The organism is Bradyrhizobium sp. CB1015 (assembly GCF_025200925.1).
In the GTDB taxonomy this organism is placed as follows: Bacteria; Pseudomonadota; Alphaproteobacteria; order Rhizobiales; family Xanthobacteraceae; genus Bradyrhizobium.
The window spans coordinates 5,722,263-5,742,739 of the sequence record NZ_CP104174.1 but is presented as its reverse complement, the minus strand read 5'-3'; the positions used below and the strand labels follow the sequence as shown (position 1 = coordinate 5,742,739).

Annotated in this window: 22 protein-coding genes, 1 tRNA gene and 1 pseudogene; 15 read left to right on the top strand and 9 right to left on the bottom strand. The window is 64.0% G+C overall.

The features are described 5' to 3' along the window. Window positions 1–182 precede the first annotated feature (182 nt). From N2604_RS26750 to N2604_RS26735, 4 genes are all read left to right on the top strand, one after another. On the top strand, window positions 183–1,061 hold the full coding sequence (locus tag N2604_RS26750; protein ID WP_260371124.1) for an SDR family oxidoreductase: 879 nt from the start codon (window positions 183–185) through the stop codon (window positions 1,059–1,061). 130 nt (window positions 1,062–1,191) lie between these two features. Then, window positions 1,192–2,145, top strand: coding sequence for a dihydrodipicolinate synthase family protein (locus N2604_RS26745; RefSeq protein ID WP_260371123.1), 954 nt, complete (start codon window positions 1,192–1,194; stop codon window positions 2,143–2,145). Window positions 2,146–2,149: 4 nt separating this feature from the next. Beyond that, window positions 2,150–2,944, top strand: coding sequence for an NUDIX domain-containing protein (locus tag N2604_RS26740; protein WP_260371122.1), 795 nt, complete (start codon window positions 2,150–2,152; stop codon window positions 2,942–2,944). Window positions 2,945–3,130: 186 nt separating this feature from the next. After that, window positions 3,131–5,818: a PAS domain S-box protein gene (locus tag N2604_RS26735; protein ID WP_260371121.1), complete on the top strand. Its 2,688-nt coding sequence runs from the start codon at window positions 3,131–3,133 to the stop codon at window positions 5,816–5,818. Here the strand turns inward: N2604_RS26735 and N2604_RS26730 are convergent, their stop codons facing one another. Further along, a complete protein-coding gene (locus N2604_RS26730; protein ID WP_260371120.1) occupies window positions 5,819–6,172 on the bottom strand; it encodes a GrlR family regulatory protein in 354 nt (117 codons plus the stop codon). Between the two features lie 254 nt (window positions 6,173–6,426). Here N2604_RS26730 and N2604_RS26725 point away from each other — a divergent pair, with 254 nt between their 5' ends. After that, window positions 6,427–6,924 (top strand): hypothetical protein, encoded by a 498-nt coding sequence (locus tag N2604_RS26725; RefSeq protein WP_260371119.1) that lies wholly within the window; start codon window positions 6,427–6,429, stop codon window positions 6,922–6,924. Between the two features lie 60 nt (window positions 6,925–6,984). Here the strand turns inward: N2604_RS26725 and N2604_RS26720 are convergent, their stop codons facing one another. Continuing rightward, on the bottom strand, window positions 6,985–7,371 hold the full coding sequence (locus N2604_RS26720; protein ID WP_260371118.1) for a VOC family protein: 387 nt from the start codon (window positions 7,369–7,371) through the stop codon (window positions 6,985–6,987). A gap of 177 nt (window positions 7,372–7,548) precedes the next feature. Between N2604_RS26720 and N2604_RS26715 the strand changes: the two genes are divergently transcribed. The 3 genes from N2604_RS26715 to N2604_RS26705 all read left to right on the top strand — a co-directional run bounded on the left by N2604_RS26715 (window position 7,549) and on the right by N2604_RS26705 (window position 9,028). Continuing rightward, window positions 7,549–8,121, top strand: a complete 573-nt coding sequence (locus N2604_RS26715; protein ID WP_260371117.1) for a hypothetical protein — start codon at window positions 7,549–7,551, stop codon at window positions 8,119–8,121. A gap of 161 nt (window positions 8,122–8,282) precedes the next feature. Beyond that, window positions 8,283–8,801 (top strand): hypothetical protein, encoded by a 519-nt coding sequence (locus N2604_RS26710; RefSeq protein WP_260371116.1) that lies wholly within the window; start codon window positions 8,283–8,285, stop codon window positions 8,799–8,801. 150 nt (window positions 8,802–8,951) lie between these two features. Continuing rightward, window positions 8,952–9,028: transfer RNA gene (locus tag N2604_RS26705), tRNA-Arg, on the top strand. Window positions 9,029–9,289: 261 nt separating this feature from the next. On the opposite strand, the gene N2604_RS26700 is transcribed toward N2604_RS26705, so the two are convergent. The 3 genes from N2604_RS26700 to N2604_RS26690 form a co-directional block, all read right to left on the bottom strand. Beyond that, window positions 9,290–10,495 carry an integrase core domain-containing protein gene (locus tag N2604_RS26700; RefSeq protein ID WP_260371115.1) on the bottom strand — a complete coding sequence of 402 codons (1,206 nt, stop codon included), beginning with the start codon at window positions 10,493–10,495 and terminating at the stop codon, window positions 9,290–9,292. Between the two features lie 134 nt (window positions 10,496–10,629). Then, on the bottom strand, window positions 10,630–11,595 hold the full coding sequence (locus tag N2604_RS26695) for an AraC family transcriptional regulator (RefSeq protein WP_260371114.1): 966 nt from the start codon (window positions 11,593–11,595) through the stop codon (window positions 10,630–10,632). 321 nt (window positions 11,596–11,916) lie between these two features. Further along, complete coding sequence (locus N2604_RS26690) at window positions 11,917–12,192, bottom strand: hypothetical protein (protein WP_260371113.1); 276 nt, start codon at window positions 12,190–12,192, stop codon at window positions 11,917–11,919. Between the two features lie 252 nt (window positions 12,193–12,444). On the opposite strand from N2604_RS26690, the gene N2604_RS26685 reads away from it, so the two are divergent. Together N2604_RS26685 and N2604_RS26680 are read left to right on the top strand one after the other, a co-directional pair. Further along, window positions 12,445–12,855: a DUF3775 domain-containing protein gene (locus N2604_RS26685; RefSeq protein ID WP_260371112.1), complete on the top strand. Its 411-nt coding sequence runs from the start codon at window positions 12,445–12,447 to the stop codon at window positions 12,853–12,855. A gap of 40 nt (window positions 12,856–12,895) precedes the next feature. Beyond that, window positions 12,896–13,357, top strand: a complete 462-nt coding sequence (locus N2604_RS26680) for a host attachment protein (RefSeq protein ID WP_260371111.1) — start codon at window positions 12,896–12,898, stop codon at window positions 13,355–13,357. A 24-nt stretch (window positions 13,358–13,381) separates the two neighbouring features. Here the strand turns inward: N2604_RS26680 and N2604_RS26675 are convergent, their stop codons facing one another. Further along, the gene (locus N2604_RS26675; RefSeq protein ID WP_260371110.1) at window positions 13,382–13,645 is read right to left on the bottom strand and encodes a hypothetical protein; all 264 of its coding nucleotides are present in this window, start codon (window positions 13,643–13,645) and stop codon (window positions 13,382–13,384) included. A 300-nt stretch (window positions 13,646–13,945) separates the two neighbouring features. Between N2604_RS26675 and N2604_RS26670 the strand changes: the two genes are divergently transcribed. The 3 genes from N2604_RS26670 to N2604_RS26660 all read left to right on the top strand — a co-directional run bounded on the left by N2604_RS26670 (window position 13,946) and on the right by N2604_RS26660 (window position 16,193). Further along, window positions 13,946–14,392 (top strand): hypothetical protein, encoded by a 447-nt coding sequence (locus N2604_RS26670; RefSeq protein WP_157280506.1) that lies wholly within the window; start codon window positions 13,946–13,948, stop codon window positions 14,390–14,392. Between the two features lie 97 nt (window positions 14,393–14,489). Beyond that, window positions 14,490–15,362 carry a DMT family transporter gene (locus N2604_RS26665; RefSeq protein WP_260371109.1) on the top strand — a complete coding sequence of 291 codons (873 nt, stop codon included), beginning with the start codon at window positions 14,490–14,492 and terminating at the stop codon, window positions 15,360–15,362. An 84-nt stretch (window positions 15,363–15,446) separates the two neighbouring features. After that, on the top strand, window positions 15,447–16,193 hold the full coding sequence (locus N2604_RS26660; RefSeq protein ID WP_260371108.1) for a hypothetical protein: 747 nt from the start codon (window positions 15,447–15,449) through the stop codon (window positions 16,191–16,193). A gap of 51 nt (window positions 16,194–16,244) precedes the next feature. Here the strand turns inward: N2604_RS26660 and N2604_RS26655 are convergent, their stop codons facing one another. Beyond that, on the bottom strand, window positions 16,245–16,538 hold the full coding sequence (locus N2604_RS26655; RefSeq protein ID WP_260371107.1) for a histone: 294 nt from the start codon (window positions 16,536–16,538) through the stop codon (window positions 16,245–16,247). Between the two features lie 66 nt (window positions 16,539–16,604). Next, window positions 16,605–16,865 (bottom strand): annotated as a pseudogene (locus N2604_RS26650) (FAD-binding domain-containing protein); the annotation flags it as partial. Between the two features lie 122 nt (window positions 16,866–16,987). Between N2604_RS26650 and N2604_RS26645 the strand changes: the two are divergent. Further along, complete coding sequence (locus tag N2604_RS26645) at window positions 16,988–18,718, top strand: methyl-accepting chemotaxis protein (protein ID WP_260371106.1); 1,731 nt, start codon at window positions 16,988–16,990, stop codon at window positions 18,716–18,718. A gap of 115 nt (window positions 18,719–18,833) precedes the next feature. Here N2604_RS26645 and N2604_RS26640 read toward each other — a convergent pair whose 3' ends face one another. Then, complete coding sequence (locus N2604_RS26640) at window positions 18,834–19,493, bottom strand: peroxiredoxin (RefSeq protein ID WP_260371105.1); 660 nt, start codon at window positions 19,491–19,493, stop codon at window positions 18,834–18,836. 392 nt (window positions 19,494–19,885) lie between these two features. On the opposite strand from N2604_RS26640, the gene N2604_RS26635 reads away from it, so the two are divergent. After that, entirely contained in the window at window positions 19,886–20,458 is a 573-nt protein-coding gene (locus tag N2604_RS26635) for a hypothetical protein (protein WP_260371104.1), read from the top strand. The last annotated feature ends 19 nt before the right edge of the window (window positions 20,459–20,477 follow it).

Here is a 20,477-nt window from a genome sequence, read left to right as displayed (position 1 = left end):
CGTGCCCCGGACGCAGCGCAGCGCTATCCCGGCGATGCGAAGCATCGTCCGGTCATCGGTGCGCTGCAGAGCCGGGGCCCAGAGAGCCCAGGCGAAGAAAGAACTGGGTCCCGGCTCTGCGACGCAGCGTTTCACGCTGCATCGGGTCCGGGACTCGAAAACAAAAACACGGAGGAGCCACCATGGGACTACTCGACGGCAAGGTTGCGCTGATCACCGGCGCGGGCGGCGGGCTCGGTGAGGCCTACGCAAAGCTGTTCGCGCGGGAAGGGGCCTCGGTCGTCGTCAACGATCTCGGCGGCCCCCGCGACGGCTCGGGCGCCGACAAGTCCATGGCGCAGCAGGTCGTCGACGCGATCAAGGCCGAGGGCGGCAAGGCGGTCGCCAACGGCGCCGACATTTCCACTATGGAAGGCGGCCAGTCGGTGTTCGACGACGCCATCAAGCATTTCGGCCGGGCCGACATCCTCGTCAACAATGCCGGCATCCTCCGCGACCAGACCTTTCACAAGGCCAGCGAAGCCGACTGGGACAAGGTCATCAAGGTCCATCTGAAGGGCACCTTTTGTTGCACCCTGCCGGTGTTTCGCTGGATGCGGGAAAACGGCGGCGGCGTCATCGTCAACACTTCCTCGACCTCAGGGCTGATCGGCAATTTCGGCCAGACCAATTACGGCGCGGCCAAGGGCGGCATCTGGGGTCTGTCCAACGTGCTCGCGATCGAGGGTCGCAAGTACAACATCCGGATCTGGACGCTGGCCCCGGGCGCCCTGACCCGCATGACCGCAGACCTGCCCCGCTATAAGGAGAACCCCGGCGCCGCGCTCGGGCCGGACGGCATCGCGCCGGCCGTGCTATACATGGTCAGCGACTTGTCGGGCGACCAGACCGGGAAGGTGCTGGGCGTGTCCGGGCCCCGCGGCGTTCGCGAGATGCGGATGATGGAGATGGAAGGCTGGAAGCCGCCGCACTCGGGCTGGAAGGCCCAGGACATCGTCGATCACGCCAAGGAGATCTTCTTCTCCGAGGAGCAGATCAAGATGGGCGCGCGGCGGTTTTAGCCAAAACTGTCATTCCGGGGCGCGACGAAGTCGCGAGCCCGGAATCCATAACCACCAGTCGGGGTTATGGATTCCGGGCCTGTCCCTTCGGGCCATCGCGGAATGACGAATAGAAAGAGACGAGGACTAAATGAAACTCACCGCCGACGCCAAGGGCACTTTCGCAATCGCGCCGACGCCGTTCCATGACGACGGCCGGATTGACGAGCGCTCGATCGACCGCCTGACCGATTTCTACGAGGAGGTCGGCTGCGACGGCGTCACGGTGCTGGGCATTCTCGGCGAGGCGCCGAAGCTCGATGCCGCCGAGGCCGAGCAGGTGGCGGTCCGCTACGTCAAGCGCGCCAAGAAGATGCAGGTGATCGTCGGCGTCTCCGCGCCGGGCTTTGCCACCATGCGCTCGCTGGCGAGGGCCTCGATGGATGCAGGCGCGGCCGGCGTCATGATCGCGCCGCCGCCCTCGCTTCGCACCGACGACCAGATCATCGGCTATTTCAAGCAGGCGGCGGAAGCCATCGGCCCGGATGTGCCCTGGGTGCTCCAGGACTATCCGCTGACCTTGCAGGTCGTGTTCACCCCCGCCGTGATCCGCAAGATCGTGATGGACAATCCGAATTGCGTGATGCTCAAGCACGAGGACTGGCCGGGCCTGGAGAAGATCTCGACGCTGCGCGGCTTCCAGAAGGACGGCTCGCTCCGTCCGCTCTCGATCCTCTGCGGCAATGGCGGCACCTTCCTCGACTTCGAGATGGAGCGCGGTGCCGACGGAGCCATGACGGGCTATGCCTTCCCCGAGCTCCTGATCGACGTCGTGAACCTCTCCAAGGCCGGCAAGCGCGACGCCGCGCATGACATCTTCGACGCGCATCTGCCGCTGATCCGCTACGAGCAACAGCCCGGCGTCGGCCTGACCGTGCGCAAATACGTGCTGCAGAAGCGCGGCATCATCGCCTCCAGCGCGCAGCGCAAGCCCGGTGCGACCATGACGGCGACGGCGAAGGCCGAGGTCGATTATCTCTTGTCGCGCGTCGCCCGTTTCGACAAGCGCGCCAATCTCGGCCCGCAATCCAGCGCCGCAGGTTAGTTGCATGGCCGAGACATCAGCATCACGCCCGGCCTCGACGATCCTCCTGCTGCGCGATGGCGCAAAGGAGATCGAGGTCTTCATGATGGTCCGCCATCATCAGATCGAGTTCAACTCGGGCGCGCTGGTGTTTCCCGGCGGCAGTGTCGATGCCGGCGACAAGGAGATCGTTGCCCGCGCCGACCTCTATTCGGGCGGCGAAGGGCTCAGCGAAGCGGACCGCGGTTTCCGTATCGCCGCGATCCGCGAGACGTTCGAGGAGAGCGGCATCCTGCTGGCGCGGTCGAAGGCCACAGGCGCGCCAATCGACGCCACACGTGCCGGTGAGATCGCCGACGCGCATCGCGTTGCGCTCAACGAGCACAAGATCAGCTTCCTCGACATTCTCGCCGACAACAATCTCCAGCTCGCGCTCGACACGCTCGTGCCCTACGCGCACTGGATCACGCCGGAGGGCATGCCGAAGCGATTCGACACCTGGTTCTTCCTGGCCGCGGCGCCGCCCGACCAGCTCGGCGCCCATGACGGACGGGAATCGACCGATTCGATCTGGATCTCGCCGCGCGAGGCGGTGGAGGGCGGCGAGAGTGGCCGCTTCAAGCTGCCGTTCCCGACCACGCGCAACCTGATCCGGCTCGCCAAGCAGCGAAGCGTGAGCGCTGCGCTCGAGCACGCCCGCGGCCTGTCGATCGTCACGGTGATGCCGGTGATGACCAAGACCGAAACCGGCCGCCAGCTCCGCATCCCCCGCGAGGCCGGCTATGACGGCGAGGTGTTCGAGGTCGGCGCCGTCGGCTAGTACACTTCGACACTGGACGAAGTATTGACGATCCCGGCCCGCAGGGCCGCCGGCGTCAAACTGGCGTAAACCTGAGCGGGGCGGCAGGTACCGATATTAACGATATTCCGCGACCCGAGGCATGTTCCCCCCGGGCAGCAATACGTCGTATATTGGACCTCCAGCAGTCCGGTCCTCAAACCACCAATGTCCGCCGAATTGACGCCGCCCCCTGAGAAAAGGCGAACCTTCTCGCTCTCCATCGGCCAGCTCACCTTCGGCAGCTTCCTGTTGGTGCTGGCGGTGATCATCGTCACCTCGACGGCGAGCGTGATCGCGATCCGGCACATCGATACGACCTTCGCCGAGCTGCAGCGGCTGCAGAGCGTCGGCGACCTCGCCGAGGACATCGATCGCCGCATGAATGAATTGCGCCTTGCCGCGCGCGACTTCGTCACGGATCCCGGGGCCGGCATCCAGTTCCAGCAGGTCGGCGAGGCGGCCTCGACGCTCAGCGACATCCTGAAGAAAACCCGCATCGAGCTCGCGCCCGAGCAGCAGGACATGATCGACGGGGTCACCGAGCGGCTTGCGACCTATCGCACCGGTCTCGAGCGGATCTCCACCCTGATCGACCGCCGCGCCCAGCTGCTCGCCGGACTGCCGCCGCTGCGCGAACAATTCGACGCAGCCGTCGCAGGCGCCGCGGACCGCGAGCTGGCATCCCGCCTGTCCGAGGCGCAGAGCCGGATCGCGCTCGGATTGCTCGCGCGCAACCCGTCCGCGGCTGAGCAGGCCGCACAGGGAATGCGGGCGCTCGATATCGGCGATGCCAAGCTGAAGTCGGCGGTGAACGACTATGCCGAGGCCATCATGGCCGTCGCCGTCCGCGAGCGGCAGATCGCCGACATCGATCGCGAGGTGCTGGGAACGGAAGGCCGGCTGATCGGCCGCGTCACCGAATTGCTGCGTGAGGTCAGCTCCCGGCGCGGCCACGTGCTGTCGCGGGACTTCGCCCGGACGCTGACCGAAGCGCGGTGGCAGAGCATCGTGCTCGGCACCGTCGGCGTGCTCATCGGCATCGGGGCTGCGTGGTTCGTGGTGCGCAGGACGGTGCGTCCGCTCGCTCAGATCGCGCGATCCATTCGCGCGCTTGCCGCCGGCCGGAAGGACACGTCGATTCCGTCCGCCGACCTCGACAACGAGATCGGCGACATTGCGCGGGCGGCCGAAGTGTTTCGCCGCGCGCTGGAGGAGGCCGACACCGCGCGCGAGGCGGCGGTGCGCGCGCTCACCGAGCAGCGCCTCGCCGAGGAGAGCTACCGAAAACTGTTCGAAGGCTCCATCGACGGCATCTATGTGACGACGCCGGCCGGCGACCTCCTCAATGCCAATCCGGCGCTGGCGCGCATGATGGGCTATGACAGCCCCCAGCAGCTGATCGACAGCATCAGCGACATCGCCCACACCATCTACGTCCATCCCGAGGCGCGCGCCGAATACCAGCGGCTGATGGCGCGCGACGGCATGGTGCGCGAGTTCGAGTATCAGGTGCGCCAGCGCAGCGGCGACATCCTCTGGCTCTCCGACAGCGCCACGGGCGTGCGAGACGAGCACGGCAACATCGTCCGCTACGAGGGCACGCTGCGCGACATCACCGACCAGAAGCGGGCGGAGGAGGCCATTGCCGAAGGCCGGCGCCTGCTCCAGCAGGTCATCGACACCGTACCCGCGGTGATCAACGTCAAGGATCGCAATCTGCGCTACGTGCTGATGAACCGCTACATGGCCGGCATTTTCGGCATCGAGCCCGGCGAGGCGCTCGGCCGTACCACGGCCGACCTGATGTCGCGCTATGGCGCGGCAAAGTCCGACGAGAGCGACAAGCGGGTGCTCAAGCTTCGAAAAGGTCTCGGCTTTTACGAGGAGGAGTATCAGGACGCCTCCGGCAACATGCGGCAATGGCTGGTCAACAAGTTGCCGCTGCTCGACCCCGAGGGCGAGATCGAGCGGATCGTGACCGTTGCGCTCGATATCGGCGAGCGCAAGCGCGGCGAGCAGGAGATGCGCAAGGCCAAGGAAGCCGCCGAAACCGCGTTGCGCAATCTGCGCGAGACCCAGGCCTCGCTGATCGAGGCCGAGAAGCTGGCCGCGCTCGGGCGCCTGGTCGCCGGTGTCGCCCACGAGGTCAACAATCCCGTCGGCATCAGCCTCACCGTCGCCTCCGCGCTGGAGCGCAAGACCGCGATGTTCACCGCCGAAGTCGAGCGCGGCGAATTGCGCCGCTCCACGCTCAACGACTTCCTCAACACCAGCCGCGATGCGTCCTCGCAGCTCGTCTCCAATCTCAATCGCGCGGCCGAGCTGATCCAGTCGTTCAAGCAGGTCGCCGCCGACCGCAACTATTCGGATCAGCGTACCTTCGATCTCGGCGACCTCACCGAGCAGGTGGTGATGAGCCTGCGGCCGGGGCTGCGTAAGCACAATCTGACGCTCAACGTCGAGTGTCAGCCGGACCTGACCATGAACAGCTATCCCGGCCCGTACGGCCAGGTGCTGACCAATCTGTTCCTGAATTCGGTGGCGCACGCCTTCCCGGACGGAAGGCCCGGGACGATCGAGATCCAGGTGCGCGAGTCCGGCAAGGACAACGTCGAGATCATCTTCTCCGACAATGGCTGCGGCATGTCGCTCGACGTCCGCCGCCGCGCCTTCGATCCGTTTTTCACGACGCGGCGCGACCAGGGCGGCACCGGCCTCGGGCTGCACATCGTCTACAGCATCGTCACCAACCGGCTCGGCGGCCGGCTCGATCTCGATTCCGAGCCGGGTGGCGGCACGCGCATCCAGATGATTTTGCCTCGAGTGGCGCCGCTCGAACAGGCCGCGGAATAGCTATTCGACGTCCGCAAGCTTGTGCAGGGTGGCGCCGAAAATCAGGCTGGCCTTGCCGACCAGCGCTGTGCCCGTCATCTCCGCGCGCGTGTCGGTGTAGGTGCCACTGACGCCGATGCCGACCGGGGCAGGGCCGCCGAACAGCGGATTATCATCGCCCCGAGGCGAGGTGTGCCGTTGCACCAGCACCTCGCCTTTGAAGGTGTTGTTGTCCTTCGCCGTGTAGCTGCCGATGTAATAGAGGTAGGCATCACCGCCGAGAATCTTGCCGTCGCGGAAGAGAATCACGCCGCTGCCCTTGCCGACTCGGCCATCGAGCAGGGTCACGTGAATTGAATAGAGGCCGTTCTTCATAACGTCCCGTAGGCCGGCCACCATCGCCCAATGGCGTAACCGGTCCGGCTTTTATGCCAAAGCCCATCCTCTCGCGCAACGCGGCAGTTTGCCGGTCGGCGCGCCGACCTGTGAGCCGTAGTTGTCCCGGCTTGTCCGTGACACCGTCATGACGCTCTGATGGTGAGGCGAGGCCTAACGTTGCGAATCAGAGTTGGCCCGCGAAATGCATAACCATTGTTGCACTGGCCGCGGGGTGCTGGAGCAAGACGAACGTGACCAACTGGATCGATTCCGGCGGCGATGAGCCGCGTCTGTACAGTGTGCGTCCCACGAATTGCAAAAGCGAACAACGGCGGATTGGCAATGCGATACGCCGGCGAAACCCGACGAGGCTGGCGTGCGCCTTGGCTTTGATCGCGCTCGCAGCCTCCTCGGGGCACGCGCGCGACCGCGGGCAGTTTGCCAACACCAATCCCGAATTGAAGTCCTGGTTCGACAGTCTGCGCAGCGGCAAGGGGCCTTGCTGCTCCGACGCCGACGGTTCGGCGCTCTCGGACTCCGACTGGGACAGCAAGGACGGGCATTATCGCGTCCGCGTCCCGCGCTATGGCTATGCGCTCGATGGCCAGCAACAGGAGCTCGTCTGGGTCGACGTGCCCGAGGAGGCCGTGATCTCGGAGCCGAACCGGGTGGGACGCACCATGGTCTGGCCGATCTACGGCTACATGGGCGTCACCATCCGTTGCTTTATGCCCGGTAGCATGACTTAGGCTTCGGACGTGACGTCGTCGCCCGGCTCGGATGCCTGAGCCGGCCGGCGCCGCGTCGCGTCAGGTGTATTTCTTGTCGCGCTCGAGCAGCTCGATCGAGATGCCTTCGGGCCCGCGGATGAAGCAGATGCGTACGCCGGGCCGGATGGTCGTCGGCTCGCGCGTGAAGGTGACGCCTTTGGCCTTGATCTCGGCCGCGACGGCGTCGATGTCCTTCACCGTCAAGCCGAAATGGTCGAGACCCTGATGCGGGTGCGGAGGCGGCGGGTTGACCGCGTCCTCGCCCTCGAGCGGCGAGATGAAGATTCTGGCGCCGCCGAGATTGACGTCGATCCGTCCTGGCGCGTGCACGATCTCGCCACCAAGGATGTCCCGCAGCCAAGCCGCCGTGACCTCCGGATCGGGGCTGCGCAGATGGACGTGATCCCAAGTGACGGCGACTGGCATTTCATAGTCTCCAACGGCTCTTTTCGATGTTACGGCGCATGTTGGCGGCCTCGGCCGGCGGTCGCCACCGCCCTTGCCGACTCGCGTAATGCGCGGGAACCTTAGTTCGTTGGCCGGATTAAGGTAAGCTGTGGGCGAGTCCATTTTGGTGCTGCGGCCACAGATTGGTGTGCATCCATGAACGCCAAGATCGACCGAACCGGGTTGGGGCGCTTCGCCGGCAGCGGCGAACGACTGGCGCGGGCCGTGACGATTGCCAGCGTCTCATTTGGCCGAAGCCTTTTGTGGCTGCTGGCGGCAATCATCGTCGGCTGCGGCATCTGGATGCTGTTGCCTCTTTCCAAGGGCAACAGTGCTGAGCCGGTCAGGGCGGAGCTCGCGGCTGTTGAAGCGCCTGCCTCCGGCGACGCGTCGGCAATAGCCTCGCCGGCGTCCGAAGCTCAGACGCCGGCCACAGCGGAACTTGGTCGTCTCAGGATTTCATCACAGACGTGGCGTCGCGGCGGCCTCGGCTCCAAGGCCCTGATGACGTTTACGCTGCGAAACGACAACGACTATGCCGTAAAAGACGTCGAGATCGTCTGCGCTTTCACGCGGCGAGACGGCACTCATCTGACCGACCGCAGCCGCGTGCTGGCGGACCCGGTCAGCATGAAGAGCCGCAAGACCTTTGTGCTTGTCCCAATCGGCTTCGTCAACGTGAATGCCGATCAGGCAAAATGTTCGCTGGTTGCAGCCCGCCGCGCTTGAAGACGGCGTGTTCCGGTAGCTGAAAAGTTACCTTCTGTGGTCCTTCGCCAAAAACCGTGCATCACCATTTGAACCGAACGGCTGGGCCAGGAACCAATTGGAAGATCGCCTGTTGAGGCGAAGAGAGCCCACGCGGGGATGCGGGGGGCGGAGCGCGGCCAATGCCCATCTTTAGGTATTTCATTTTTGTCGGTGGAGCTTTGCTCGCACTGCTGTTCGCGGCGGATTTCGTTTTCCCGGCGCCGCCCGTAGCGCATGCGGTCGCGACCGCAGGCAACGACCAGCCGCTGATCCGGATCCGGTCCGATCGTCATCTGCCTGAGCGCGTCGTCCTCGACACCAGCCAGCCGACGATTGCCGCACCCGCGGTGCAGACCGCCGCGGTTGCGGCTCCCCAGCCGCCGGTACAGGAGAGCCTGTCGCCGGCTTTGGCCGAGATGTCGGCCAAGACGCGGGTACGCGAGACCTTCGCCCAGTTCGCGCCGGCGCCGAGGGCCGGGACCGCCGCGGCCAGAACGTCCGAGGCCGCTCAGTCCCAGACTTCCCAGGCTCAAGCTTCTCCGGTGCAGGCTCAGCCCAAGCGCAAGATCGTCAGGACGCATCCGGCGCCGCAGCCCGGCCGTCCCATGCTGCTGGTCGCGCAGCAGCCGCATTTCGGCCTCTTCAACACGACCTGGTAACGGCGCCTTCGGCCCGCCTCGACCGAGGTGGGAAGGGCTTTTTATTGGCCGGCCTCTCTGCTAATTCGAACCGATCCGAACGCCGTCGGGTGTGCTGGCTCGTCGCCAGTGCCGGCCGGCGGATTTCGGTGGCCCGCTACCCGGGTCAGGGCGCTCGTAGCTCAGCTGGATAGAGCATCGGATTTCGATTCCGAGGGTCGGAGGTTCGAATCCTTCCGAGCGCGCCAATCGTCTTTGTGTCCAGCCCGGACACATAGGTAACAGACCGTACCTGAGACATGGGTAACAACCTCGTGCCGAACGGGTTGTCGAGGGTTGCAGGTACTCCGCGCACTCATGGCGCCGCCCATTATTGCTCGGCCCGCACATTCGCCGTCAACCCCGCGCGCCCAAGGGGCGCGCCCCTGGCGGGCTTCGGGGGTTGACCGCTCGGTGCGGCCATGCAAGGGGGCTGCCATGCCAAGAACGAGCAAGAGTGCCTATCTCAGTCAGGGCGATGATGTCGTACCGGAGACATCGGTGACAGGCCTCGGGCCGAACGGGTTGTCGAGGGGTTGCAAGGTCTTTTGCTCAAGGTCGAAGTATCCCAGGTCGTAGTGCATGAAGCTGACGAGCCAAATGCCGTCGTCGACTTCCTTGATACCGAGCTTCTGGCCGGCCAGCACGATGGAGATGTTGATTTTCTTGCGATGCAGGCAAAGGCGGCCGCAGGATGTGATGACGACGTCGCGATCGTGGAAGGGATAGGACAGTTCGGGCAGGCCATCGTAGTGGCGCGCTGACGCGGTGTAGAGCTCGGCAGGGCACTTCATGTCGAGCGCCTCGTGGGGACGTTCGGCATTGAACTCGTGCAGGAAGCGGTCAAAGCGATCCTGCTGCTGCAGGCTGTTGAACCCAGGCGGTCTAGTCGCTTCCTTTTTGAGCGTGAGATGCATGCGCTCATGACGGCCGTTCTGTTGTGGATGGCCGGGCTTGATCCGCTCGATCGCAATGCCGAGCCTGAGCCACCACACCGATAGCTTCGAGAGGTTGAACAAGGCATTGGGACTAGCAAAGGGCACGCCATTGTCGGAGCGGATGGCCAGCGGCAAACCACGTTCGCGGAACAGCCGCTCGAAGGCGGTAATGGCAGGGTCTTCGCGCGTTGAGTCCAGCGCTTCACAGAGCAGCAGGAAGCGCGAGGCATGATCGCTGACGGTCAGTGGGTAACAGTACTGGCCATTGCCGAGCCTGAACTCGCCCTTGAAGTCGACACACCACAGATCATTGGCAAGCGTGCCCTGCGACAGCGGCGTGCCGCGCGCGCGGTGGCGCGACCCGCCGCCGCGCTTGACCAGGCCGTGGCGATCGAGCACCGCATGAATGGTGCTCTTGGCGGGAACCCTGACCTCGCCATCGAGCCGGCGCACCAGCAGTTCGCGGATCTTGCGGGCGCCCCAGTGCGGCTTCTCGCTCTTCAGCCGGACGATCAGGGTCTCGAGCTGCTGCGGGAGCTGGTTGGCATAGCGTATCGGCCGCCTGGAGCGGTCGCTCAACGCCTCCAGCCCGTGCTCCTTATAGCGGCAGAAAATCTTGTACCCGGTCTTGCGGGAGATGCCGAACTCCCGGCACACCGCGGTCATGGCTTCCCCATCCAGAAGCCGGGCGACAAAGCGCAGGCGCTCTTCCATTACCGAACTCGCTTTCCACGGCATCTACACCTCCCGCAGAACAAAAGCGGAAAGTGTAACCCATGTGTCCGGTACGAGTTGTCACCTATGTCTCGGGCCGCTCATTGTTCCATATATGTTCTGAAGCGGCGCCGCCGGGTTACCGCGGCGAGCGTCCATCAGCCTCCCGGGACACCGCTTTGCCGGCCGCGCGCCAGCGTGTCGGAGGGCGCCTCGTGGAAGATCGCGCGGTAGGCCGCAGCAAATTCGCCGAGATGATGGAAGCCCTGGGCACGTGCGCAGGTGGCCACGGTGACGCCCCCGCCCTTGAGCAGGCGGGCGCGGGTCGCCCACAGCCGCTTCAGGCGAATGTACTGGTGCAGGCTCATGCCTCGCACCTTGCTGACGGCGCCGCCGAGTGTACGGATCGAGACATCGAACTCGCGGGCGAGATCGGCCGTATAGATCGGAGCGGTCGGATAGGTCGCGACATAGTCGTCGATGCGCTGCACCAGCTTGATCGCCCGCTCGCCCTGGGCCGAGGCGCTCCGATCCAACATCGAATCGATTCGAAACAGATCGTCGAGTGCGAGCAGCAGGCCCTCCTGGAGATGGGCCGCAACCTCGGTCGTCTCGAACAGGTGCGGCTGCACTGACGCGGTGCGCAGGATATCGAGCAAGAGCTGTCGCGTGTGGAGCAGGGCGGGCCGGTTCGCCACATGGACGCGCAAATGGTCGGCGCGGTCGAACCAGCCCCGGTCTCTCAGTCCGGGGGAGAAGATGATCATGGCGTGATGATTGGTCCGGGGCTCGACGAAATGGCACTCATCGTTGCCGCGGAGGGCAGCGAAGAAGCGCACGTCCAGATCCACGCCCTTGAAGTTGGCCTGAAGATCGTCGGTCATCGACAGGATCACCATCCCGCCCGGCATGCGATAGGCGGTGTCGAGGATTCGCGCGAAAGATCTCATCATGATGATGCGGCACGCCGGCAGGGAAACGATGGCTCGGGCCGCCGCGAAGTTCGGGATGTCGAGCGGAATGCTCCTCGCATCCTCCATCGTCTCGATCGGCCGAAACGTATCGACATCGGAAAAGCCGATCAGTTGAAGCGCAGAGGAAGGAGCGAGGTTGTCGAACAACATGATTCTGGCCGGCTGCCGAAATGAGACAATCAAATGGGCGTCGATGCATCGCCATCAATGGCGAAACATCGCGTTTCAGTAAACCGAATTTCAGGCCGTAGTATTGCGGACATCATGTCATGAGGTCCGTCGGATCATTGCCATCTCAACGTTTCCGCACGTTCATGTTGACGGTATCGAGAGACGATCGGTTAAGTCGTTGTAAGTGACGGAATCGGCTGATCTTTGATCTAGATCAGATATGAACGGCTCCAGGCCAAAGGTGGCTTTGCATACCGTGATGTTGCAAAAAGCGAAGGGGCCCGAGGGCCCCTTCAAACGTCACCAGCGGCGATAGCCGTAATACCCATAATAGCGTGGACCGTAATAGCGCGGCCGATAATACCGCGGGCCGTAATAGGGCCGCGGCCCGTAATAGCCATAGTAGTTCGGCCGCCACCAGCACTGTCCCCAGGCGTCGCAGACCATGCGGACCTGCTCGACGCCGGAGACCTGCGGTGTCGTAGGTGCAGGCGCGACGGGCATGGCGGATGCCGTCGTCGATGCCGCGAGGGCGCCGAACAGGGATGCGGCCAAGAGGCCAGTCTTGAGATTCATGATGTCTTCCTCCGCTTACGCGATGCAGGATATCGAGGTTGTTCTGATCAAATTGTGGCCGAACCGAAATGTAATACAGATGAACAAACCTTCGGCGAGCTGACCCTTACGTCACGGCTCGGAAGCGGGCGTAGGCCGCCAGGCCGTGCCGAGACCTGGCCTTGATCCTGCGCAATTCGCAAGTTTGCCTTGGCTCTTACTGTCACCGTCATGGCGGCGGCGTGGTGCCTGCTGCCGGGCAAGGTGAGCTGAATGCGAGTCAGTCCAGATCTGTCGATCTCGCCGGAGAAGGTTTTCTTCGTCATCTCGAAATCGCGCCGGTCCGACAGCGAAGCGGGCGGTGGTGGCGTCGTCCTGGACTTCGGCGACGATGACATGAGCTACGGCCGCAGCGGCCGCGGCCAAACCACCGACCGTGCGGAGCTCGCGGGCTTTATCCGCGCTCTCAATGTTGATGAGCAGATCGATCTCGTGGCGCTGACCTGGCTCGGCCGCGGCGACGGTGATCTTTCCGATTGGAGTCAGCTGCGTGCTCAGGCTGCGCAAGCGCATAACCAGCGCACCGCCTCCTACCTGATCGGCACCCCAATGCTCGCCGACTATCTGGAGGAGGCGATGACGCAGTTCGGCAAGTCCTTCGAGGAATTCGAAGAGCTGCTCTGATGCCGGATGCGGCGTCTGCAAGTGTCAAGGAGAAGTTGCAATGGACAAGATGAGAATGGACAAGGGTGACTGGCTGGTCGTGTGCGACGGGCGCAAGGCGCTCATTCTGGAAAACCTCGGCGACGAGATGTTTCCGAACCTCCACACCAAGGAGGTGCACGAGCAGCCCAATCCCGCGACCGCTGCTCAAGGGTCCGACGCGCCGGGCCGATTGCATGGCGCAGTCGGCGGCGCACGCAGCTCGGTCGAGCAGACCGATTGGCACGACGAGGCCGAGCGCGCCTTTCTGCGGAGCCTGGCCGGCCGGCTCGACGCCGCCGTCAGCTCCGGTGAGACCATGGCCCTGACCATGGTGGCCTCGCCGCGGGCGCTCGGCATGATCCGCGCCGACTATTCGGACGGGGTGCGCAAGGCGCTTCAGGGGGAGGTCGGCAAGGACCTCGTCAAGCTGCCGGTCTACGAGATCGAGAAGCAATTGCTACGGTCGGGCGCCGCCAAATAGAGGACCCGCAGCGGCCGCGGCGCCTCAATAGCAGGGGTGCCGCCGGCCGTCCTGACCGATATAGGCGGCCGCGCTACGATAGCAGTGGTTGGTCGCCGGGCCGTCATAGTAGGCGAAGGTGCCGGGGGTGATACCGGGGCCGTAATTGTGCAGGTAGCTGATCGGGTAGGGCAGCGGGTTGGCGTAGGAGCGGTGGTACCGGTGGCGGCCGTGCGCCTCCGCGAGGGCCGGGGCCAGGACCGCAGCCGTCAGGGTCGCAACCGCGGCTACACGCGTCAACTTGCTCATCTCGATTCTCCGGAACCCGCTCGAATAGGTCTGCCGTTTATAGCAATTTCGAGCGGTCAGGCATCGCTCCGGAGGGCCGAAATCAATGCCAATGCCGCACATTTCCGCGTGGGTGTGACAGAATTGCCGGACATGCGGCCAAAAGCTGCCCATTTTTGGCCTTTTGGGGATGCTTAACGAATTCCCCACACAAGTATGACCAAACACTATTCGGTTGAGAATTCTGCCGCCGGCCCCGGGGATCATTTGCCGCTCCCTCGAGTCCGGTACATTCCTGAAGGCCTTCGCCGTCATCTCGCCATGCGCATCACGCTTCCGAGTCTGCTGTTGCTCTGCCTCGCCGCTGCCACACCGGCACGCGCCGAGCTGCACATCACCCGCGACCACGGCGGCTATGTCGAGGAGTACAAGGCCAAGTACAAGCGGGTTCGCGAAAAGGGCGAGCGGGTCATCATCGACGGCATCTGCAATTCGGCCTGCACGCTCGTGCTCGGCATCGTGCCGATGAACAAGATCTGCGTGACGCCGCGCGCGAGCCTCGGCTTCCACCAAGCCTATTACGACAAGGCGTTCACCTTCGGCATCAAGGTCACCAGCGCCGAGGGCACCTCCGATCTCATGTCCTACTACCCCGACACGGTGAAGGACTGGATTCGCCGCAATGGCGGGCTCACCACCGACATGAAGAAGATCAAGAACGGCGTCGAGCTCTGGAAGATCGTCAATCCCTGTCCGGAAGAATGGTGAGCGGCTGAGCTGGACCGCGATCGTCCGTCGCAGTGCAGCATCGTCAAGACGAAATTCGCATTGCCGCATGGCCAACGGTCGGGCAATGAGGGCGGCAATGAACCATAATCAAGAAACCCTGGCCGCCCGTGCCGCGCCGATCCTGTTCGTGCTGCTCTGGAGCACCGGATTCATCGGCACCAAATACGTCGTCAACAATGCCGATCCCTTGACCTATCTCGCCATCCGCATGGCGATCGTGGTCGGCCTGATGGCAATCATCGCAGGCATCGCGCGGCCGAAATGGCCGGACCGTGCGGGCATCGCGCACAGCGCGGTTGCGGGCATCCTCGTCCACGGCTTCTATCTCGGCGGCACCGCGATTGCGATCGCGCATTCGATTCCGGCCGGCCTTTCCGCGCTGATTCCGGGCCTGCAGCCGATCCTGACCTCGACCATCGCCAATCGCTGGCTCGGCGAGAGGGTGACGCCGGTGCAATGGGCCGGCCTCGTCCTCGGCCTCGGCGGCGTCGTGCTGATCCTGCACAACCGCCCGATGACCGGCGAAGCCGGGCTCGGTTGGCTCGCCTCGGTGGTCTCGCTTGTCAGCATCACGCTCGGGACGCTCTATCAGCGCCGCTATTGCAATCACATCGACTGGCGCGCCGGCAATCTCGTGCAGTACGTGGCCGTCACCATCTTCTTCGCGATCGGCGCCTTCCTGTTCGAGGATCGCGTGGTGCACTGGACGCGGGAGTTCGTGCTTGCGCTCGCCTGGCTCGCGGTCGCGCTCTCGATCGGATCGATCGGGCTGTTGTACTGGCTGATCCGCCACGCCGCGGCGACCTCGGTCGCCAGTCTGTTTTATTTGGTTCCGGCCGTCACGGCCCTGATGGCCTATCTGCTGTTCGGAGAAAAGCTGGACGCGATTGCCATTGCGGGCATGGCGCTCTGCGCCACAGCGGTCTTCGTCGTCAATCGGCGATCCTGACGGCGTGCACAGCCCTGACGTGTGTTGATCGTTTCGTGCTAGGATGGCGCATTCGAGCCATTCCTTTTCAGCACGGTGATGTCCATGAAGAAAGCGCGGCGGACGCTGCTCGGCAGGTCGATGAAGCCGGTCCGGATTGCCTGCATCAACTATGCAGAGGAGATGATGAGCGACCGGTTGATGCGGAGGCTCACGGCCGCTCTGCAGAAATGCTACGACGAGCATTTCCTCCCCGTATGGGGCTATCCCGTCGACCTCGACGTCACCCGCAAGCCCAAGCCCACCGACTGGCAATTGGTCTATTTCGACGATGCCAGCCACGAACAACTTCTCGGGCGGCACGAGCTGACGCATCGGGGGCAACCGATCTCGAAGATATTCCTGAAGGCGCTTGGTGCGGACGATCCGGTCAGCCTCGCGGCGTCGCACGAGCTGTTCGAGATGGTGCTCGATCCCATGGCCAATCTGTGGGCCGACAACACCCGGCATACCCAATACGCCTACGAGGTCTGCGACGCCGTGGAGGAGGAGTGGTTCCTCGTCAACGGCTTTCCCATGTCGAATTTCGTTTATCCGTCCTGGTTCGAGCCGTTCGACCATCCCCGCGGCACCAAGTTCGACCACCTGGGCTCGCTGAAAGCGCCGTTCTCGATGACCGAGGGCGGTTACGTGATCAAGAAGGTCAACGGCAGGCGGGTCATCAAGCAGTTCGGCTCGCCGGAAAAGCGGAAACGCTTCAAGGCAGAGGACCGGCGGGGACATCGCAGCGAATTCCGCGATCCCAAGGGCAAGCATCATCCGGGCCGGCGCGCAGCCAAGCGGCGAGGGTAGGCGTGCGCTGTCTCCGGGCGCGCCCGCACCCGGAGACGTCTTCCGGTGCGATCAGCGCTTGGCCTTCTTGGCCTTCTTCTTCGACTTGCCGGCTTTCTTTGCAGCCTTCTTCGCAGACTTTTTTGCGGCCTTCTTGGACGACTTCTTGGCGGCTTTCTTCGTCGTCTTCTTCGCAGCCTTCTTGGCTTTCTTCTTGGCTGCCTTCTTCGGCGCTACTTTCTTCGCGACCTTCTTGGCGGCTTTCTTCACCTGCTTGACTGCAGTGACTGCCGCGTCCTTGGTCGTTTCTACGGCACTGGTGATCGTCTCCATCGCCTGTTCGGTGATCGGCTTCTCGTCGTCCATATCGTCCCCCACGGTTTGTATGGAGCGATGACGATAGCGGGTTTCGAAATTGTGTCAAAGCGACGCTCAACCTTTGCGGATCTTTGCGTAGGCGGCGAGCGCGCGTTCGCGTCCCCTGGCATGATCGACGATCGGCTGCGGATAGGTCTTGCCGATCGTGATGCCCGCGCTCGCAAGCTCGATCGGCGTCGCCTGCCAGGGCCGGTGGGCGGATTAGGGAATAGCGTGAGCGCCGCGGCCGGCGACCCATTGCGAGTTGGCGGCGCTGCCGGCGTTCGCGTCGACCAGCGCGTCCCAGAACCAGGCTTCGCTCAGGTGCCAGTCGATCGGAGGTGGGAGGCCTCGTTTACCAATTGGAAACCATACCGCGCGCGGCGGTGGGAACCGTCGTTAATGCGACTGTAAGTCAATTGCACGATTATGCAGGAATTACGGGGGTCATTCCATCCATGTCCAATCTTCTAACGGCGAAGTTCCTGCCGCGGTTCAAGCTCGGCACCAAGGCCGTCCTGTGCGCGGTGCTGCTGATCGCAATGAACACGGCACTGGTGGTCGGCGCCGGCTATTGGTCGCTGACATCCGCCTTCCATGACCGCGCCTTGCGCGACATCGAGGTCAATCTGCGCACGCTGGCGCTGGCCTTTGCAGAGACCGTTCCCGAAGCCAAGATCACGATCCGGGACGGCGCGGTGGTCCGCGCCGAGATCCCGAAAATGCCCGACTTCAAGGATCACGCCATCGTCGATCGGTCAGTGTCCTATGTCGGCGGCAACGCGACCCTGTTCGTGTTCGACGCGGCCAGCGGGCAGTTCGTCCGCCGCTCGACCAACGTGAAAAAGGAAAATGGCGACCGCGCGGTCGGGACCCAGCTTGCCGCCGATCATCCGGGGCAGGCGCCGCTGCGCCGTGGCGAGGCCTATAAGGGGCCGGCCACGCTGTTCGGCAAGACGTTCATGACCGCCTATTTCCCGATTGCGGATGGCACCGGCAAGGTCGCCGGCATTCTCTATGTCGGCATCCCCATGACGCAGTTCGAGGGCATGCTGTCCCAGGCGATGGAGAGCATGGCGGCCGCCGCGGGGCTTGCCGCGCTTCTGGTGCTGGTCCTGACCCTGCTGGTCGTCCGCCGCATCACCCGGCCGCTGACCTCGGTGACGCACTCGCTCACCGCGCTTGCCAACGGCCAGGGCGACGTCGCGATCGAATGCGAGGACCGTGCCGACGAGATCGGCGAGATCGCCCGCACGGTCGCGGTGTTCAAGAGCAACTCGCAGGAGCGGGCGCGCCTGCGCAGCGAGCAGGCCGCGGCAACTGCCGCCGCAGCCGAGCAGCGCAAGGCCGAGCTGCGCAATTTCGTCGAGGGATTCCGCGGCAGCGTCGGCGGCATTCTCGACAAGGTGCTCGCATCGTCGGGCGAGTTCGAGCGCGCCGCGCGACAACTCACCGACGCCGCGCGCTCCACGGCCGATCTGTCGGCGCAGTCGGCGGGAGCTTCCGAGAGCGCCTCCGAGCATGTACGTTCGGCGGCGTCGGCTTCCGACGAGCTGTCTCAATCCATCTCCGAGATCACCCGCCGGGTGCAGGAATCGAACGAGATCTCCGCCGAGGCGGTGCGGCAGGCCGAAGCGACCGACCAGCGCATCGCGCAGCTCTCGGAAGCCGGCTCGCGCATCGGCGACGTGGTCAAGCTGATCACCTCGATCGCCGAGCAGACCAATCTGCTGGCGCTGAATGCGACCATCGAGGCTGCACGCGCGGGCGATGCCGGCCGTGGCTTTGCGGTGGTGGCTCAGGAGGTCAAGACGCTCGCCGGCCAGACCGCGAAGGCGACCGACGAGATCTCGAACCAGATCGAGAGCATGCAGCTTGCGACCGAGGAATCGGTCGCCGCCATCAAGGCGATCAGCCAGACCATCGAGCGCATCAGCGGCATCGCAGGCTCGATCTCGGCCGCGGTCGAGCAACAGAAAAGCGCGACGCACAACATCGTGGCCAGCGTGCGCGCGGCGGTGTCGGGCACCGCCGATGTCGCGGTCAATGTCCGCCACGCCGCCAAGGGCGCCAGCGAGACGGGCGAGACGTCGAGCCGGATGTTTGCTTCCGCCCAGGCGCTGTCGGGCGAGAGCCTGCATCTGAAGGCCGAGGTCGAGAGCTTCCTCGACCGCGTGCACGCGGCGTAATCGCTACAGTCATTCCGGAGCGGTCCGCAGGAACTCTGGTGCGCAATTGCGCACCAGAGAATCTCGAGATCCCGGGTTCGATGCTGACGCATCGCCCCGGGATGACAGTTCGTTTTTATTTCGGCTGCGGGACGATGCGGATGTAGGGCTTCGGCTCTTTCCAGCCCTGCGGATAGATCGTCTTGGCCTCGTCGTTGGAGACCGAGCCCGCGATGATGACGTCCTCGCCCTGCGACCAGTCGGCCGGCGTGGCGACGCGATGCTTGGCGGTGAGCTGGAGCGAGTCGATGACGCGCAGGATCTCCTGGAAGTTACGGCCCGTCGTCATCGGATAGACCAGCACCAGCTTGATCTTCTTGTCCGGACCGATGATGAAGACGTTGCGGACGGTCTGGTTATCGGCCGGCGTGCGGGTGAGGGGATCGCCCGAGGTCGAGGCCGGCAACATGCCGTAGAGCTTGGAGACGTTGAAATCGATGTCGCCGATCATCGGGTAGTTGGGCGCGGCGCCTTGGGTCTCCTTGATGTCCTCGGACCATTTGGCATGACGGTCGACCGGATCGACCGAGAGGCCCATCAGCTTTACGCCGCGCTTGTCGAATTCCGGCTTCAGCTTGGCGAGCGCGCCGAGCTCGGTCGTACAAACCGGCGTGAAGTCCTTTGGGTGTGAGAACAAGAGGGCCCAGCTGTTGCCGATCCAATCGTGGAACTTGATCTTCCCTTCGGTGGTCTCGGCTTCGAAGTCGGGGGCGGTGGCGCCGATCGGAAGTGTCATGGTTCTACCTCATCTCGTTGAACTTACTTAAGAATTCACCTTCGGCCGTCGGAACCATTATAGGGGCTTGGCCGGCGCAAGTGAACGGCAAGTGAACCGCCTCAAGTAAAATGTGAATTCTTTCTTCGAAGGGCCGATTTCCCAGCAACTTTCTGTTACAGCGGCGCCTGCGACGAAACATCTCCACCGGAGCCGCACGGGCGCGATTGCCCCGATAATGCCTTTTATGACTTCCATCACGCTCGCCCGGCGCGCTCTAGAACCAGATTGGTCCTGATAGCGACCAATTGGCAACCATCTAGAAAAGTCGCGATCCCCGTATCGAATCGTTAACCACCCCTTTACGCCGGCATGAAAATGCTGGTCGATCAGAAGAAGTCTGGAAGTGAACTATGTCTGCCGCTGCGCCTAAGCCTAACGAGTCGTCGTCCCTCGTGCCGTCCTGCCGCGATACCGCAGCTCATGCCCTTTCCGTCGTGCGCGATGGCGTGATCACCGGCGAAGGCCCGACCACCAAGGGAAGGGTGCATTTCTCGCGCTCGCTCGACGCCGATGACACCGCCTGGTGCATGCGCATCCTCACCGCCACCGCCGTCAACGACCAGCCGGTCAGCCGCGCCGAGGCCGAAGTTCTGTTCGAGATCAACGAGGCCGCGACCGAGCGCACCGATGGCGGCAGGTTCGACGACCTGCTCGCCAAGGCGGTCGCCCATTATGCCGCCAGCGCATCGGGCCTGAAGGTGCCGCCGCGCAGCGTCGCGCTGTCCGCCGACACCGAGATCGAGAGCTGGGCGCCGTCCTATGCCTCCAAGGTCAACAGCGAGATGCTGGAGTGGATTGCCGGCCAGATGCGCGGCAAGCGCCAGAACAACCGTCGCCTGATGGCGATGGTGGCGACTTTCCTCGGCGCCACCGCACTGCCTCTGGCGGGCCAATTGCCGAACGTGTTCGACATTGGGATGTAAGATTTTGCGCCTCACGTGA